Source organism: Myxococcus dinghuensis, assembly GCF_024198235.1.
In the GTDB taxonomy this organism is placed as follows: domain Bacteria; phylum Myxococcota; class Myxococcia; order Myxococcales; family Myxococcaceae; genus Myxococcus; species Myxococcus dinghuensis.
Genome location: NZ_JAKCFB010000001.1, coordinates 84,147 through 102,633, shown reverse-complemented (window position 1 = coordinate 102,633; position 18,487 = coordinate 84,147). Strand labels below are relative to the sequence as shown.

At 73.3% G+C, this 18,487-nt stretch carries 3 protein-coding genes; all 3 read right to left on the bottom strand.

The window, feature by feature from the left end; genetic code table 11:
* Positions 1–11: 11 nt before the first annotated feature.
* From LZ198_RS00340 to LZ198_RS00330, 3 genes are read right to left on the bottom strand one after another with little or no spacing between them, the layout of a single operon-like run.
* Complete coding sequence (locus LZ198_RS00340) at positions 12–5,585, bottom strand: type I polyketide synthase (protein ID WP_253969800.1); 5,574 nt, start codon at positions 5,583–5,585, stop codon at positions 12–14.
* Between the two features lie 14 nt (positions 5,586–5,599).
* Positions 5,600–11,185 (bottom strand): type I polyketide synthase, encoded by a 5,586-nt coding sequence (locus tag LZ198_RS00335; RefSeq protein WP_253969799.1) that lies wholly within the window; start codon positions 11,183–11,185, stop codon positions 5,600–5,602.
* Positions 11,182–18,204, bottom strand: coding sequence for a type I polyketide synthase (locus LZ198_RS00330; RefSeq protein ID WP_253969798.1), 7,023 nt, complete (start codon positions 18,202–18,204; stop codon positions 11,182–11,184). The genes LZ198_RS00335 and LZ198_RS00330 overlap by 4 nt, the downstream gene beginning before the upstream one ends.
* Between the last annotated feature and the right edge of the window lie 283 nt (positions 18,205–18,487).

Sequence of the window (18,487 nt, the reverse complement as noted above, 5' to 3'; positions counted from 1 at the left end):
GAGGACACCCTTCAATCGGCCAGCGCGGCGAGCTTCGCCGCGAGGAGCGCCTCGGCTTCGTCGTCCGAGAGCTGCTTGACGTGGTTGACGATGGCGGCGTCGGGCGCCGCGACTTCATTCCGGGGTGACTCGCCCGGGTTCGCGATGGGCAGTTGCAGCAGCTCGGCCAGGTGCACGACCAGCGCCGCCACGGTGGGGTGGCGCCAGACCAGGGTCGCGGGGAGCCGCAACCCCAGACTCACCTCGAGCCGGTTGCGAATCTCCAGGCCCATCAAGGAGTCCAGCCCCATGCTCCCCAGCGGCTCGTCCGGGTCGATTCGCGAGGGAGACAGCCGGAGCACCTGCCCGGCCTGCTCGCACAGGTGCTTCTCGAGCAACAGCGCTCGTGAGAGCACCTCCGCGGCGCGGAGGGTCTCCACGAACGCGCCCCGGTCCGAGGGTGTCCGCGCGCGGCCGGCCTGCTCCCGCGCGAGCCGCGACAGGAACGGGGAGCGCGCCGCCGTGAGGTAGAACTCACTCCACTGGCGCAGGTCGAAGCGCATCACCACCACCCGCGGGTGGGGACTGCCCAGGACGCGGCCCAGCGCGTCCAACGCCTGCGCCGGAGGCATGCCGTCCACGCCTCGCTGGGTGATGCGCTCCCCCCGAGCCTGGGCGACGGCGGCCAATCCCACGTCGGCCCAGGCCCCCCAGTCGATGCTCAGCGCCGGCAACCCCGCCGCGCGCCGGTGTTCGGCGAGCGCATCGAGGAAGACATTGGCCGCCGCGTAGTTGCCTTGCCCCGGCGACCCGAGGAGCGCGCCCGCCGCCGCGAAGAGCACGAAGTGGTCGAGCGGCGCCTCGCGCGTCGACGCATGGAGGTTCCACGCCCCGTGGACCTTCGGCTCCATGACCGCCCGCAGACGCTCGGCGGTGAGGTTCGCGAGCACGCCGTCATCGAGCACCGCCGCCGCGTGGAAGACCCCCCTCAGCGGAGGCATCCGCGCCGACACCTCTCCGAGCACGCGCTCGACGTCCGCCCGCACCGAGACATCCGCCTGGAAGACGTGGACCTCGGCGCCCGCCGTGCGCAGCGCCTCGAGCACGGGCCGCGCCTGCGCGCTCGCGCCCTTGCGCCCCAGGAGGACGAGGTGCCGCGCGCCCTGCTCGACGAGCCACTCCGCGAGCTTCAAGCCCAGCCCCCCGAGCCCCCCTGCAATCAGGTAGGTGCCATCGGCCCGTGGCGCCACGCCGGATACGAGGCTCCGCTCCAGCCGCGACAGTCGCGCGACGAGTCGGGTCTCGCCACGAAGCGCGACCTGCTCCTCCAGGCTCGCGGAGAGGAGCTCTCCCGCCAGGGCGACGGCCTGGGCCTCGTCCCGAGCCCCCAGGTCCACGCTCCGACACCGGAGCTCCGGGTGCTCCAGCGCCAACACCCGCCCCAGTCCCCAGAGCGGGGCCTGCTCGACGTGCTCCAGGCGCTCCCCGGGCGCGACGGCCTGGGCCCCCTGCGTCACCAGCCACACCTGGGGCATGTCCCGGAAGCCCGAGGCCACCAGCGCCTGCGTGAGGTGCAGCGCGCTCTCCACGCCCAACTCCCGAGCCGTCGTCAGGGCCTCCGCCCCTTCATCCGCGACGGGCGCGTCCAGGCTGAAGAGGTGGACGACGCCCCGGCACGCGGGACGACCGGCGCCGAACTCGGCCTCGAGAATCCGCGCGAATCCCTCAGCCGCCGAAGGGTCGACTCCGTGGTGACCGGGCGCGACGAGGCGCGTCTCCTCGCCGTGGGACACGAGGACGCAGCGCTCGCCTCGGGCGGCCAGCGCCGCCTTCAGCCGTTCGCCGAAGCCGCCCCCGTCGGTCAACACCAGCCAGGTGCCTGGCGCGGAGTGGGAAGGCGCTGGCGCCTCGCGCGCGGCCTCCTGCCAGTCGACGCGATACAACCAGTCGTCCACCTCGTCGGCGGTGCGGCGGCGGACCGCGTCGAGCCGGCGCGCCATCAGCCCCCGGACCTCCAGCAGGACACCCCCATCCGCGTCCAGCAGTGTCACATCCGCTTCGATGGAACCTGTCCCTTCGCTCGCGCTGGGGCGGACGCGGGCATGGCTCCACGTCGCGGCGGCGGGACTCCCGTGGAGTCGCAAGGACTCCACGGCCACCGGCACGAAGGTCTCCTTGCGTCGGTCGCCCAGCCCCGCCCCGTTGATGGCCTGGAAGCAGGCATCCAGCAGCGCGGGGTGGAGCCGGTGCACCGCCAGCTCCGAGGCGACGGAGGGTGACGGTTCCAGGCGCGCCACCGCCTCCCCTTCGCCCTTCCACAGCTCCGTCACGAGTCGGAAGCTGGGGCCGAAGTCGACACCGCGCTCGCGCATGCCCTGGTAGTGCAGCGCCCCCTCCAACCGCTCCGGGCACCGCGCGCGTGCCTCCTCGAGCGCGAAGGGCTCGGCGGCGGACGCGTGTTCCCGGAGCCTGCCCTCGGCATGCAACGTCCAGGCGCCACGCGACTCCGCCGGACGACTGAACACCTGGAAGCGCTTCGCGCCGTCCTCCTCCGGGAAGAAGCGCACCTGCACCGGGAGCGCCTCTTCCCGGGACAGCACCATCATCTGCTGGAAGATGACGTCCTCGAGCGCGTGGCCTCCCGGCCCGAAGGCCTGGGCAGACGCGGCGACCGCCATCTCCAGATAGCCGGTCCCAGGGAGGACGACCTGCTCGTGGACGACGTGGTCGGACAGGTACGCGGGGCTGTCCGCGAACAGCTCGGTCTGCCACAGGTGCGCGCCGTCCTGGCCGGCCAGGGCGACATGTGTCCCCAGGAGCGGGTGGTGTCCCGTGTCCCGCCCCTTGCGCGCCCGCGTGGGTGCGTCAATCCAGAAGCGCTCGTGCTGCCAGGGGTACGTGGGCAGCGCGGCGAGCCGCCCGCGCACCGGGTGCTGCCGCTCCAGGTCCACGTCGTGCCCCATGGCATAGAGGGCCCCCAGCGCGGACAACATCGCGCCCCGCTCGTCCTCCTCGCGGCGGAGCGATGACAGCACCGCGCCCTCGCGTCCCAGGTGCCGCAGGTGCTGCTCCACGGCGGGGAGGAGGATGGGATGCGGGCTCAGCTCGATGAAGGTGTCATGCCCGTCCGCCGCGAGCCGCTCGACGGCCTTGGAGAACAGCACCGGCTCGCGCAGGTTGTCCGCCCAGTAGGCGCCGACGAACTCCGCGCCGCGGGTCGTGAGGCCCGTCACCGTGGAGTAGATGGGGACCTGGGACACACGCGGCGCGAGGTCCTGGAGCGCCGCGAGCAGCTCGGGTCGGAGCGGGTCCATCCGCGGGCTGTGTGACGCCACATCCACCTTCACGAAGCGGCAGAAGACGTCGCGCTCCTGGAGCCGCGCGGCGATGGCGTCCAGCGCGTCCTTCCCGCCCGAGAGCACGGTGGAGCGCACGCTGTTGCTCACCGCGACGGAGACCTGGGCCTCGAAGCCCGCCAGCGCCTGCGTCGCGTCGTCCAGCGTCAGGTCCACCAGCAGCATGGCCCCCTGGCCGCGGACACCGCGCAGCAGCCGGCTGCGTCGGCAGATGACCTTCGCCGCGTCCTCCAGGCTCAGCGCCCCGGCGACGTGCGCCGCGGCGACCTCGCCCATGCTGTGACCCACCACCGCGTCGGGCTCGACGCCCCACGCCCGCCACAGCTCCGCCAGCGCGACCTCCATGGCGAAGAGCACCGGCTGGATGACGTCGATGTCCTGGAGACGGCCGCGCCCCTCCTCCGCCTGGAGCTCCTCCAGGACGCTGAAGTCGGCGCAGGCGCGGATGGCGCCGTCGCAGCGCTCCAACGCGGCGCGGAACGCGGGCTCCTGCTCCAGGAGCCTCCGGCCCATGCCGAACCACTGGGAGCCCTGTCCGGGGAACACGAAGACGACCCGGCGCCGGGCATGTCCGGATGCACGCCCCGTGGCCGCGCCCGGGACGCTCTCGCCTCGGGAGAACGCCTCCAGCTTCTCCGCGAGCTCGGCGTGGGTGTGGCCCACGAGCGTCAAGCGGTGGTCGTGGTGCGAGCGCGACAGGCTCGCGGTGGCACACACGTCCCCCAGGGGCACCTCGGGATGCGCGGCGAGCCACGACGCGTGGTTTCCGGCCGAGGCCCGGAGCGCCTCGGGTCCTCGCGCGGACAACACGAGCAGCTCCGCCCCCCGGCTGGGCGTCGGAGGTCGGGGCGCCGGTGCGGGAGGCTCCTGGAGGATGACGTGGGCGTTGGTGCCGCTGATGCCGAACGCACTCACCCCGGCCAGGCGCGGCTGCTCGGCCCGGGGCCACGGTTGCGGCGACGTCGGCACCACCACGGGCGCGCCCTCGAGGACGATGTCGGGGTTCAGGCGGTGGAAGTGCAGGTTCGGAGGTATCGCTTCCCGCCGCAGCGCCAGCGCCGTCTTCAGGACACCCGCGAGGCCGGCCGTCGCCTCCAGGTGCCCGATGTTCGTCTTCACCGACCCCACGAACAGCGGCGCGTCCGCGTTCCGCTTCCCACCCAGCACCCGCGCCAGGGCCTGCATCTCGATGGGGTCCCCCAGCGAGGTCCCCGTCCCGTGGGCCTCCACGTAGGAGAGCTGGGAAGGCTTGATGCCCGCGTTCGCCAGCGCCTGCTCGATGACCCGCTCCTGTGCGGGGCCGTTGGGGACCATGAGGCCGCTGCTGGCGCCGTCCTGGTTCACCGCGGAGCCGACGACCAGGGAGAGGATCTCGTCACCATGGGCGAGCGCGTCCGAGAGGCGCTTGAGCACGAGGACGATGCAGCCCTCGGCGCGCACGAAGCCGTTGGCCGCCGCGTCGAACGTCTTGCACCGCCCATCCGGCGCGAGCCCTCGGCTGCTGGAGAGCGCCATCGTCGCCTCCGGCATCAACATGAGGTTGACGCCCGCCGACAGCGCGAGGTCGCACTCGCGGTTGCGCAGGCTCTGACAGGCGACGTGCAAGCCCACCAGGGAGGACGAACACGCCGTGTCGATGGCCATGCACGGCCCCTGGAGTCCCAGGGTGTACGCCAGCCGCCCCGCCGCCGCGTTCAGCGACGTCCCCGTCAGGTGGTAGATGTCGAGCGCCTCGCCGAGCTGCCGCGCCTGGAGCTGCGCATAGTCGCTGTGGATGATGCCCAGGAAGACGCCGGACCGGCTGCCCATGAGCTGGTCCGGGGGATGACCGGCGCGCTCCAGCGCCTCCCACGTCACCTCCAGCAACAGCCGCTGCTGCGGGTCCATCCGCGAGGCCTCCCGAGGGGAGACTCCGAAGAACGCCGCGTCGAACAGGTCCACGCCTTCGATGAAGCCGCCCCAGCGGGCGTACGTGCGGCCGGGCTTGCCCGGCTCGGGATCGAAGAGGGCCTCCGCGTCCCATCGCTCACGTGGGACCTCGGTGATGGCGTCCACGCCGTCATGCAGCAGCCGCCAGAAGGCCTCGGGGGTCCGGACGCCTCCCGGGACGCGGCAGGACGTGCCGACGATGGCGATCGGCTCCGAACGCGTGCGCTTGAGGGCCTCGCTCTCCGCGTGGAGGTCGAGCGCCAGCAACGCGAGCCGCTTGGGAGAGAGACCCGAAATCTTCTCGTAGAATTCCTTGCTCATCGCACCCGTCCGCTTCAGCCCAGCTTCTGGGCAATCAACCGCTCGACCTCGTCGTCCGACAGCTCGGAGACCTGGGCCAACCGCTGCGAGAGGTCACCGACGTCCGCCGCGGCCGTCGCGGCCCTCGGCGGCGGCGCCTCGGCGGTCGGCAGGGGGATTTCCACCGCGGTGACGCTCGCGGCCAGGCGCTTCGCCAGCGCGAGGACCGTGGGGTGGTCGAACGCGAGGCTCGCGGGCAGGTCCTTCTCCAGGCCCCGCTGCAACACGTTGCGCAGCTCCACGGACATCTGGGACGTCATGCCCAGTTGGAAGAAGCCACGGTCGACCGGAGGGGGCTCCTCGGGCGCGAAGCCGAGGATGCGCCCCACTTCGACCTGGATGCGCAGCACGAGCGTGTCGAACCGGCGTTCGGCCGACAGCGCCTGGAGCTCCGCCAGCAGCCGGGCCCTCGGCGCGGCTCCGCTCCCGGAGGTGGACGCGTGCCCGCCCATGCGCGACAGGAAGGGCCTGCGTCGGCGCGCCTCCCAGATGGGCTTCAACACGGCCCAGTTCACGGATGCGACCGTCTTCACGCCCGCGCCCGAGCGCAGCACCTGCCCCAGCGCGGTGAGCGCGCGCTCGGAGGCCATGGGATTCAAGCCGAAGCGCGAGTACCCACGCGCGGTGTCGGCGCGCTCGCCCCCGATCTCGTCCCACGTCCCCCAGTGGATGGTCGTCGCCGGCAGTCCCTCGGCGCGGCGATGGTGGGCCAGCGCCTCGAGGTACTGGTTGCCCGCCGCGTAGTGCGCCAGCCCGGAGGCGCCCCACAACGAGGACGTCGACGAGAACAGCACGAAGAAGTCCAGCGGCAGGTCGCGCGTCAGGTCGTGCAGCACCTGGCTCCCGAGCACCTTCGGCCGCAGCATCGCCGCCATCGCCTCGGCGTCCAGCTCCTCCAGCCGGCGCTCCTCGATGAGCGCGGCGGCATGCACCACGCCCCGCAGCGGGGGAAGCGACTCCGAGACCTCTCGCAACAGCCCCGCCATCCGCTCACGGTCGGCCACGTCCGCGGCCACCGCGAGGACCGTCGCCCCCAGGGACCGCAGCGCGTCGAGCGCTTCCCTGCGCCGCGCCGACGCTGTCTCCGACGCACCGGAGAGACCACCGCGCCCCAGCAGCACGAGGTGGCGCGCGCCCCGCTCCACCAGCCACCGCGCCACCTTCAGCCCCAGACCCCCCAGGCCTCCAGTGACGAGGTAGGTCGCCTCCGCGCGCGGTCGAGGTGCCTCTCCCGCCTCGCCCCCCTGCCCCCGCGTGAGCCGTGGCACGAGCACGCGGCCCTCGCGGAGCGCGAGCTGGTCCTCCCCGTCCCCCGCGAACGCGGCGATCTCCCGGAGCACCACCGGGACCTCGTCGGCCGTGGGGCTCGGGGACAGGTCGATGAGCCCGCCCCACACGCCCGGCTGTTCGAGGGCGACGCTGCGCCCCAGGCCCCACAGGAGGGACTGCGCCAGCGCCACGCGCTCGGCGCCCACGCCCGTCACCTGGGCCCCCCGCGTCACGCTCCAGAGTCGCGCGCGCCCTGGGGCGCCCATGAGCGCCTTCACCAGGTGCAGGGCCGCGAGGGACGACGCCGAGCCACCCGCCTGTCCGTCGAGCCCCTCATCGAGTCCCCAGAGGAAGAGGGCCCGCCCCTCGTGCCCGGGAGCGAGGGCCGGCACCTCGCGCAGCAGGCGCGCCATGTCCTCCGGTCGCTTCGGGTCCACCACGAAGCGGCGCGGCGCCTGTCGCAGGAAGCCCGTCCCCGCCGTCACGGTGACGAACGAAGTCCCCTGCTTCCCCAGCGCCTCGACGAACGTCGCGCCCCATCCGCCCCGGTCGAGGAACACCAGCCAGTCCGCCGTCGTCTCCGGTGGAGACACGGCGGGCCGCGGCTCCCACGTCACGTCGTGGAACCAGTCCTGGGTGCGGACCTCGCCCAACACCTCGGGCAGCCGCTCCTCGGCCACCCGCCGGAGCCGGACCCCCCGCGCCACCGCCACGGGCCGGCCCTCTCCATCCAACAGGGCCACGCGCCCCACCCGCTCCTCGGGTCGCGCCGAGGGCGCCAGGGAGGCGTGGGCCCACTGGACGTCCCCCCGTCCCGGGACGCAGTCGAAGGACTCCAGCGACAGGGGCATGAAGAGGGCGGCCTGCTCCGGCTCCGCGGCCAAGGCGAGCGCCAGCGTCTGGAGCCCCGCGTCCAGCAGGGCGGGGTGCAGCTCATGGTTCGGAGCCTCCTGGAGACGGTCCGCGTCGAGCACCACGCGAGCGAGCGCCTCCCCCGGTCTGCGCCACGCCTCACCGAGCGTCCGCAAGGGCGCCTCGTATTGGACGTTGCAGCGCTCCAGCTCGCCATAGATGACCGAGGCCGACAGCGGCTGTGCGCAGCGCGAGCGCACGGCGTCGGGAGCATCCACCACCTCCGCGGTCCGCCCCGGCGCCTGGACCTGTCCCCGGCAGTGCCGCACCCAGCCGGTGTCGCCCCCCGTGCCTCCCACCGGCCGGCTGTGGAGGTGGAAGGCATGCCGGCCTCCCACGCCCGCCGAGACGTGGACCTGCACGAGCCGCCGCGCCGTCCCCGACAACACCAGCGCCCGCTCGAACTCGACGTCGGACAACGTCCGCGGCCCTGGCCCCAGCGCGGCGGCGGCGGCGCTCAACCCCAGCTCGACCAGGGCGGAGGCAGGCACCACGGCGACGCCCCCCAACCGGTGCGCGCCCAGCCATGGGAGGGAGGTGCTCCCCAGCTCCAGCTCGAAGACCTCGCCATCCACGCCATGCGCGACCTGGACGGGGCGGCCCCGGAGCGACGTCACCGGCGCGGCGAGCGTCGCCACGGGGCTGGCCACCGCGTCGAGCCAGTACCGCCGGTGCTGCCATGGGTACGTCGACAACGGGACGTGCCTGCCGCCGTCGGGGAAGAAGCACTTCCACGGCACGGACACTCCCGCGCGGAACAGCGCCCCCACGGACTCCAGCAGCACGCCTCGCTCGGACTCCTCCCGGCGCAGCGACGGGAGCGTCACGCCCTCACGCCCCGCGTGCTGCAAGCACCGCTCGACGGCGGGCAGCAGGATGGGATGCGGGCTCATCTCCAGGAAGACGGAGTGCTCGTCCCGGGCGAGCTGGAGCACGGCCGAGGAGAAGAGCACCGGGTCGCGGAGGTTGCGGACCCAGTACGCCGCATCGAAGCCGGAGCCGTCGCAGCGGGTGGCCGTCACCGTCGAGACGATGGGCACGGAGGCTGCCCCGGGACGCACGGACGCGAGCACGGAGAGCAGCTCGGCGCGCAGCGGCTCCACCTGCGGGCTGTGCGAGGCCACGTCGACCTTCACCCAGCGGCAGAACACGTTGCGCGACTCCAGCTCGCCGCGGATCGCCTCGAGCGCGGTGACCTCACCGGACAGCACGGTGGAGGTGGGGCTGTTGCTCACCGCGATGGCCACGCGGTCCTCGCGCCCCACCAGCGCCTCGCGGGCCTGCTCCAGGGGCAGCTCCGTCGCCAGCATCGCCCCGCGGCCACTGATGCGCTTCAGCAGGCGACTGCGCAGGCAGATGATGGCCGCCGCGTCCTCCAGCGAGAGCGCCCCGGCGACATGCGCGGCGGCGACCTCGCCCATGCTGTGCCCCACCACGGCGTCCGGCTCGACGCCCCAGGAGCGCCACAGCGCGGAGAGCGCCACCGCCATGGCGAACAGCACCGGCTGCACGACGTCGATGTCCTGGAGGCCCGGCGCCGCGCCGGAGGCCCTCAACACGTCGACCAGGCGCCACGACACATGGGGGCGCATGGCCACGTCGATGCGCTCCATCGCCTCCCGGAAGACGGGCTCCTCGTCCAGGAGCCGTCGCCCCATGCCGGCCCACTGCGAGCCTTGCCCAGGGAAGACGAAGACCACCTTGCGCCGCGTGTCCGGGTCCGTCGCCACGGGCGGCCGCCCCTCCGAGGCCAGCTCCCGGAGGCGGGCGGCGAGGCCCGCGTGGGAGTCCCCCGCGACCGCCAGTCGATAGGCGTGGTGGGTGCGCCGCAGCGCCGCGGTGAAGCAGACGTCCCGGAGCGACACCTCCGGCGAGGACTCCAGGCGCTCCGCGCACTCGAGCGCCAGCGCGCGGAGCGCCGCGGGAGAGCGGGCCGACAGCGGCAAGAGCTGCGCCGCCGTGGGGCGCGTGTCGGCGGGCGCCGCGACCGGCGGGGCCTCCTCGACAATCACATGCGCGTTCGTCCCGCTGATGCCGAACGAGCTGACCGCGCCCCGCCGCTTCCGCGCCGCCTGCGTGGGCCAGGGGTGGAGCTTCGTGGGCAGGGTGATGGACTCGCCGGTGAAGTCGATGCGCGGGTTGAGTCGCTGGAAGTGCGCGAGCGGCGGGATGGCGCCGTGCTGGAGGGAGAGGACCAGCTTGATGAGGCCCGCGATGCCCGCCGCCGACTCCAGGTGGCCGATGTTCGTCTTCGCGGCCCCCACCACGAGCGCGTGCTCCGCCGGACGCCCGTGCGCATAGACCTCGTGGAGCGCCTCCATCTCGATGGGGTCCCCCAGGGAGGTCCCCGTCCCGTGTGCCTCCACGCAGTCGATGTCGGCGGGCGCCAGGTTCGCGCTCTCCAGCGCCTGGCGGATGAGCGCCTTCTGCGCGAGCACGTTGGGCGCCGTGAGCCCCGCCGACCGCCCATCCTGGTTGACGGCCGAACCCCGGATGAGCGCGAGGACCGGGTCCCCCGCGGCGAGCGCGTCCGACAGCCGCTTGAGGACGACCACGCCGCAGCCCTCGCCGCGCACGAAGCCGTTGGCGCGCGCGTCGAAGGTCTTGCACCGTCCGTCCGGGGACAGCGCCTGGGCGCGAGAGACGCGGCTCGAGGACAACGGGGAGAGGATGAGGTTGACGCCGCAGGCCAGCGCCATCGAGCACTCCTGCTGCCGGAGGCTCTGGGCGGCCAGGTGCAGCGCCACCAGGGACGACGAGCACGCGGTGTCCACGGCCAGGCACGGCCCCTGGAAGTCCAGGAGGTACGACAGGCGCCCGGGCACCACGCAGTTGATGGCCCCCGTCACGCTGCTGGAGTCGCGCGCCGAGGGATTCCCCACTTGCAGCAACGCGTAGTCATCGCTGTAGACGCCGACGAACACGCCGGTGCGGCTGCCGGCGAGCCGGGCCATGTCCTGTCCGGCGTCCTCCAGCGCCTCCCACGCGACCTCGAGCAACAGGCGCTGCTGCGGGTCCATCCGGTGCGCCTCGTGGGGCGAGACGCCGAAGAAGTCCGCGTCGAACTGGTCCACCGCGTCGATGAAGGCCCCCCACTTCGCGCCCAGCTTCTCCTGCGCCTCGGGGTCCATCCGCGCCATGTCCTCCCGGGACCAGCGCGAGGGCGGGACCTCCGTGACCGCGTCCCCGCCCCTGCACAGCAGGTCCCAGTACGACGCCAGGTCGTTCGCGCCCCCCGGGAAGCGGCACCCCATGCCGATGATGGCGATGGGCTCCGAGCGAAGTCCCTCCGCCGCGTCGAGCCGGGCCTTGAGGTCCATGGCCAGCAGCGCGAGCCGCTTGGGAGAGTACTGGGCAATCCTCTCGGCGAACGTCGTCATGACCCCTGCTCCATGCGCTGGGCGAACAGCCGCTCGACGTCTTCTTCCGACAGCGCGTCGATGTCTCCCGCGGGCGCGCCCGGCGGCGCGGCGCTCTCGGGCACGGGCTCCGGGGTGCGCTCGTCGAGCGGGAGCGCCAGCTTCTCCGCCAGGAAGGGCGCGAGCGCGGCCACCGTCGGGTAGGTCCACACCACCGTCGCGCTCAGCTTCAAGCCGAGCGCCACCTCCAGGCGGTTGCGAATCTCCATGCTCATCAACGAGTCCAGCCCGAACGCCATCAACGGCGTGCGCGGGTCGATGCGCGCGGGCGCCATGCGGAGCACGCCGCCGATCAACTCCCGCAGGTGCGTGTCGAGCAGCCCGCGACGCTCGGGCGGACGTGCGGCCTCGAGCTGCTCGCGGATCCGCCCCCGCCCCGAGCCCGTGGCGGGCCGCTGGGTGGACTCACTCGCCAACCGCGTGAAGTACGGGGACTGCGCCGCGGACAGGTAGAACCCCAGCCACTGCCTCGGCTCGAAGGCCATGACCGCGAGCTGCGGACGTGACTGGCCCAGCAGCAGACCGAGCGCCGCCAGCGCCTTGTCCGGTGCCATGCTCCCCAGGCCCCTGGCTTCCAGGCGCTCTCCCCGGTTCGCTCGCGCCGCCGCGAGCCCCACGCGCGCCCAGGCCCCCCAGTTGACGCTCAACGCGGGCAGCCCCTCCGCCGCGCGCGCCTGGGCCAGCGCGTCCATGAACGCGTTCGCCGCCGCGTAGTTCGCCTGCCCCGGCGTGCCGAGCGACGCGGCCACGCTGGAGAACAGCACGAAGTGGTCCAGGGACAGGTGACGGGTCTGGACATGGAGGTTCCAGGTCCCCAGGACCTTGGGCGCCATCACCGTCGCGAAGCGCTCCTCCGTGAGGTTGAGCAGCAGTCCGTCATCGAGCGAACCCGCCGCGTGGAACACCCCGCGCAACGGAGGCATCGTCTGGTCCACGTGGGCCAGCGCCCGCGCCACGTCCTCCGCGCGCGCCACGTCCGCGCCGAGCGACTCGACGTGGACCCCCACCTCGCGAAGCGACGCGAGCACCTGCTCCGCCTCGGCCGAGGGAGCGCTCCGCCCCAGCAACAGGAGGTGACGTGCTCCCTGGGACACCAGCCAGCGCGCCAGTTCGAGCCCCAGCCCCCCCAGCCCTCCGGTGACGAGGTACGTGCCCTCCGCGCGGAGCGGAGGCGCGGGCGCCCGGGAGGAGAGGGCCTCCGCCGCCCGAGCCAGGCGCGCCACCCGACGCGTGCCCCCACGCCACGCCGTCTGGTCCTCGAACACCGTCGACGACAGCTCCCGCAGGAGCGCCTCACCCGCGACCTCCGGCGCCCCCTCGAGGTCCACGCGGGTGCAGCGCAGCTCGGGGTGCTCCACCGCCACCACCTGCCCCATGCCCCAGAGCGGAGCCTGGGCCACGGCGACCGGCTCGGGTGTCGTGTCGACGGCGCGGGCCCCCCGCGTCACCAGCCAGAGGCGGGGAGCGTCGCGCCATCCAGCGCCAGCGAGGGCCTGCACGAGGTGCAGCACGCTGGTCGTCCCGCACCGTCGCGCGTCCTCCAAGCCCTGGGGCGTGAGGGCCTCGGTCGACGCGGCATCCAGGCTCCACAGGTGCACCACGCCCCGGCAGGGCGGCCTCCCGGCGCCCAGCGTGTCCGAGAGCAGGCGTCGCCAATGCTCGGCGCGTCCCGGGTCGACCTCCGCGCTCGCGGGCCCGGTGAACCGGTACCGCTCCCCGGGCGAGACGAGCACACACGTCTCCCCTAGCTCCCGCAGCCGCATGGCCAGTCGCTGCCCCACGCCGAGGCTGTCGCGGAGAATCAGCCAGCTCCCCGGCGTGCGCTCGGGCCAGGGGAGCTGTGCCGGGAGCGGCTGCGCCTCCCAGTCCACCTGGTAGAGCCAGGTCCCGAGTTCGCCTCGGAGCGCGGCGCCCGCATCCAACCGGTACAGGCGCAGCGCCTCGACCTCCAGCAGCACCTGCCCCTGCTCGTCGAGGAGCCAGAAGTCGAAGGAGCGCTCCCGCTCGTTCGCCTCGCCGTCCCCGTGCACCCGCATCCGCGCCCACGTCGCGCGCCCGGGGCGCTGGTGGAAGCGGACACGCGCCATCCCCACCGGGACGTACGTCGCCGGGTCGGGGGCCCCCGACAGTGGCGCCACCAGCTCCACCGCCACCTGCAGGCCGGCATCCAGCAGCGCGGGGTGGACGCGGTACGCCCCCGCCTCCAGCGAGACCGCCTCGGGCAGCTCCAGGCGCCCCAGCGCCTCGCGCTCGCCCCGCCAGAGGTCGCGCAGCCCCTGGAAGGCGGCGCCATACATCAGGCCCTGCGCGCGACGGCGCTGGTAGTGCGACTCGCCGGAGACCACCACGTGCCCCCGCGCCCGCAGCGACTCGGGGGACTCACACGCCGCGGCCACGCCCTCCCGCGCCTCGCGCAGCACGGTGCCCGAGGCGTGCTTCCGCCAGGAGGTGTCCCCTTCCGCCCGGCTGGCGATGTGGAAGGTGGCGCGCTCCGGTGACTCCTCGCTCACCACCACCTGGACGCGTGTCGGCGCCCCGGGTCCGAGCACGAGCATCTCGCTGAGCGCGACGTCCTCGAGCACGAGCCCCGTCTCCCCCAGCACCTCCGCGCCCGCGGCCAGGGCCATCTCCACATAGCCGGCGCCCGGGAAGACGACGTCCTCCCAGACACGGTGGTCGGCCAGGTACGGGAACGCCTCCACCCCCACGCTCCGCTCCCAGAAGTGGGTCCCCGGCTGGACCGAGGACGAGAGCCCTTCGCCGATGAGCGGGTGCCCCCGTCGCGCGGAGGCGCGCACGTCGCCTCCGGGCTGGACCGCGACCTCGTCCGGCAGCCAGAACCGCTCGCGCTGCCACGGATAGCGAGGCAGCGCGACCACGCGCCCCCCGTCGGGGTGGAGCGACGCCCAGTCCACCGGGCAGCCCCAGGCGTCGAGCGCCGCCAGGGACTCGAGCAGGCAGCGCCGCTCCGGGGTCTGTCGCCGCAGCGACGCGAGCGCGAGGGCCTCTTGCCCCGACTCGCGCAGGGTCTCCTCGATGGGCGCGAGCAGCACCGGGTGGGGGCTCAGCTCGACGAGGACCGTGATGCCGTCCTCGAAGAGGCGCTCCACGGCGCCATGGAAGAGCACCGGCTCACGCAGGTTGCGAACCCAGTAGGCCGGATGGAAGTCCGCCCCATCACACGTCTGCCCCGTCACCGTGGAGTAGATGGGGACCGTGGCGCTCCGGGGCTCGAGGCCCTCGAGCACCCGCAGGAGGTCCTCCTTCAGTTCGTCCATCTGAGGGCTGTGGGAGGCGACGTTCACCTTCACCCGACGGCAGAAGGTGCCCTGGCCCTCGAGCCGCGCAAGCAGCGTCTCCAGGGCCTCGGTGTCTCCGGAGAGCACCGTGGAGCGCGCGCTGTTGCTGACGGCGACGGACAGCCCGTGCTCGAAGCCCGCCAACGCCTCGCGCGCCTGCGCCAGGCCCAGCTCCACCACGGCCATGGCCCCCTGCCCGCTCTTGCGGCGCAACAACTGGCTGCGTCGGCAGATGACACGGCAGGCATCCTCCAGGCTCAGCGAGCCCGCGACGTGCGCGGCGGCGACCTCGCCCATGCTGTGCCCCACCACCGCGTCCGGATTGATACCCCACGAGCGCCACAGGGCCGCCAGCGCCACCTGCACGGCGAAGAGCACGGGCTGGACGACGTCGATGTCGGCCAGGCGCGAGCGCGCCTCGTCCGCGAGCAGCTCCCCCGTGAGCGACCAGCTCACATACGGGCGCATGGCCCGCTCGCACGCCTCGATGGCCGACCGGAACACCGGCTCCTCGGCCAGGAGCTGCCGCCCCATGCCCAGCCACTGGGAGCCTTGCCCCGGGAAGACGAAGGCCACCTTCGCCCGCCCCTCGGTCCGCACCTGCCCCTGGCTGACGCCCGGCGAGAGCTCGCCCCGCGAGAACGCCTCCAGCGACTCCACCAGCTCCCGCCGCGAGCCGCCCACCACCGACAGCCGGTGAGGGAGATGTGCCCGGCGCACGGCCGCCGTGTAGGTGACGTCACCGAGCCCCGAACCCTCGACGGCGCCCTCCACCAGGAAGTCACGCCAGTCCTTCGCCAAGGCCCTGAGCGCCTCCGGGCTCCGAGCAGACAAAGGCAGCAGACGGACCCGCTCCCCATCCCCCGAGGAGGAGCGTGCGTCGTTCGGGAGGGGCAACCCCCGCGTGTACAGCGCGCCGAGCGTGTCGAGCAGCGCGCCCCGCTCGTCCTCGTTTCGCCGCAGGGAGGCGAGCACCGTCCCCTGTCGTCCGAGGTGGCGGAGCGTCACGTCGATGGGGTGCCGCAGGATCGCGTGCGGACTGACCTCCAGGAAGAGCGAGTGCCCTTCTTGGATGGCGTGGGAGAGCGCGCCGGTGAAGAGCGTGGGCCACGCGATGTTCCGCACCCAGTGCGAGGCGTCCGCGCTCGCGCCGTCGAGCACGCCGCCGGTGATGGAGGAGAGCATCGGGACACGCGCCGCGCGGGGGCGCAGGTCCTTCAAGGCGTCGCGCAGCGCCTCGCCCAGCACCTCCATCCGGGGGCTGTGCACCGCGACGTCGATCTCCACCCGGCGGCAGAACACGCCGCGCGGCTGCAACGTCGCGAGCACCGCCTCCAGCGCGTCGACGTCCCCCGACAACACCGTCGAGTCCGCGCCCGAGTCGATGGCCCGGAACAGCCGCCCCTCGTACCCCACCAACAACGCGGCGGCCTCGGCCCAGGGGACCCCCACGACGGCCAGCCCCCCCTGCCCGCTCAGCGTGCGCAGCAGCCGCCCCTGGGCGCAGACCACGCGGAGCGCGTCCTCCAGCTCGAGGATGCCCGCGGCGTGGGCCGCCGACACCTCACCGATGCTGTGGCCCACGACGGCGACGGGCTCGACGCCCCACGAGCGCCACAGCTCGGTCAGGGCCAGCTCCATCGCCACGACCGAGGCCAGGGCGACGTCGATGCGCCCCAGCCGGGCCGAGGCATCCTCGGCCCCCAGCACCTCCAGCAGCGACCACCCCAGTGTCTCCTGGATGAACCGGTCGCAGCGCGAGAGCGTCGCCTGGAACACGGGCTCGGTGCGCAGCAGCGACAGCCCCATGCACGGCCAGTGGCACCCGTGCCCCGAGTAGACGAACACCGGCCTCGGCGGCGTTCCCGCCTCGCCCCGACCGGAGGACACGCCGGCGCGGGTCTCTCCCGCCAGGAAGCTCTCGACGCCCGCGAGAAGGTCCTTCCGCGTCCGGACCGTCAGGGCCAGGCGATGTGCGTGCGCGTCGCCTCCTTCGTGGGTGGAGCGCAGCAGCGTGTCCAGCGGCGCGTGTGCCCCCTCCGCGGCGCGCGCGAGCAGCCGCCGGGCCTCGTCCTTCAGCGCCTCCTCCGTCTCCCCGGAGAGGTGGGCGAGACGTGCCTCGGGCCCCCGCGCCTCCTCCATCACGACGTGGCAGTTGGCGCCGCCGAAGCCGAACGAGCTGACCCCGGCGACGAGCCGCTCCTCGGGTGCGGGCCAATCGCCCAGGGTGCGGTGGACCGCGAGCCCCAGCGCCTCGAAGGGGATGAGCGGATTGGGGGTCTCGAAGTGGAGGCTCGGCGGGAGCGTCCGGTGGTGGAGCGCGAGCGCGGTCTTGATGAGCCCCGCGATGCCCGCCGCGGCCTCCAGGTGGCCGATGTTCGTCTTGCACGAACCGATGCGCAGCGGCGCCTCCGGGGACCGTCCCGCACCGAGCACCGCGCCCAGGGCCTGGGCCTCCAGCGGGTCCCCGAGCTGGGTCCCCGTGCCGTGCGTCTCCACGTACTGCACGGAGGACGGCTCGACGCCCGCGCGTTCGCAGGCCTGTCGGATGACCTCTGCCTGGGCCTTGGGGTTGGGCGCGGTGAGGCCGTTGCTGCCTCCGTTGTTGTTGATGGCGCTGCCCCGGATGACGCAGTAGAGGGCGTCCCCGTCCGCGAGTGCGCGGGAGAGGGGCTTGAGCACCACCACGCCGGCGCCCTCGCCCCGCACGAAGCCGTTGGCGCGCGCGTCGAACGCGTGGCAACGCCCATCCGGGGAGAGCGCCCCAAGCTTCGAGAGGGCCACCTGGCTCTCCGCCCCGAGCATCAGGTTCACGCCCCCCACCAGCGCGAGCGTCGACTCCCCTCGACGGAGGCTCTCGCAGGCGAGGTGCACCGCAGTGAGCGAGGACGAGCACGCCGAATCAATCGAGAAGCTCGGCCCCCGCAGCCCCAGGAAATAGGAGACCCGGTTGGCGAGCACGCTGTGGTGGTACCCCGTCAGGGTATACGAGGACATGCGCCGCAGGCCGAAGCGCTGCAGCATCATCTCGTGCTCCATCCACACCGCGCCGAAGCAGACCGCCGTGGGTGAGCCCTGCAGGCGCTCCGCCGGAATGCCCGCGTCCTCCAGGGCCTCCCACGTCAGCTCCAACAGCAGCCGCTGCTGCGGGTCCATGTGGAGCGCCTCGTTCGGAGAGATTCCGAAGAAGAGCGGGTCGAACCCATCCACCGGTCCCAGGTATCCCCCCCAGCGGGAGATGCTCTTGCCCGGGGCGGAGGCGTCCCGGTCGTAGACGCGGTCGACGTCCCACCGGTCCGCGGGCACCTCGGAGATGGCGTCCGTTCCCTCGACGAGCAGGCGCCAGAACGCGGCCGGGTCGGGCGCGCGCGGGAAGCGGCAGGAGAGGCCGACGATGGCGATGGGCTCGTCCGCTCGCGCAATCCCAGACGGTCCCCGGGAGGCCGTGTCCTCCAGCTCACCCGCGAGGTGGCGGGCCAGCGCGTCGAGCGTGGGGTATTCCCAGGCGAGCGTGGGCGACAAGGCGCGCCCGAGCAGCGTCCCGACCTCGGCGATGAAGCCCGTGGCCTTCAGCGAATCCAGGCCGTACAGGCTGAATCGCTCGCGGACATCCAAGCGGTGCGACTCGATTCCCAATCTCCGAGCAAGCACCGCCGCCAACTGGCCCCGGACCTCGGCCAAACCTGCCTTCTGCGACCTGTTCTTCGACGACACTCGGACCTCTGTCCTGGACACGCGACCGCCGACTCCAGGCCCGGCACGGAGTCGACGACGGACCCCGTCCGTCACCCGGTGTTCCGTTCGGAACGGGGCCCGTCAACTCGATGCACGACCTGGGAATGACGGCGCGAAACAATCAGCGCGAACATGCCCATGCGCTTCCACGAGGCCGTGAACCCCGCGTCGAAGGTGGAGGCATGCACTCAACTCGATGGCCGCGACTCCGCTCGGAGCGCGAACGACC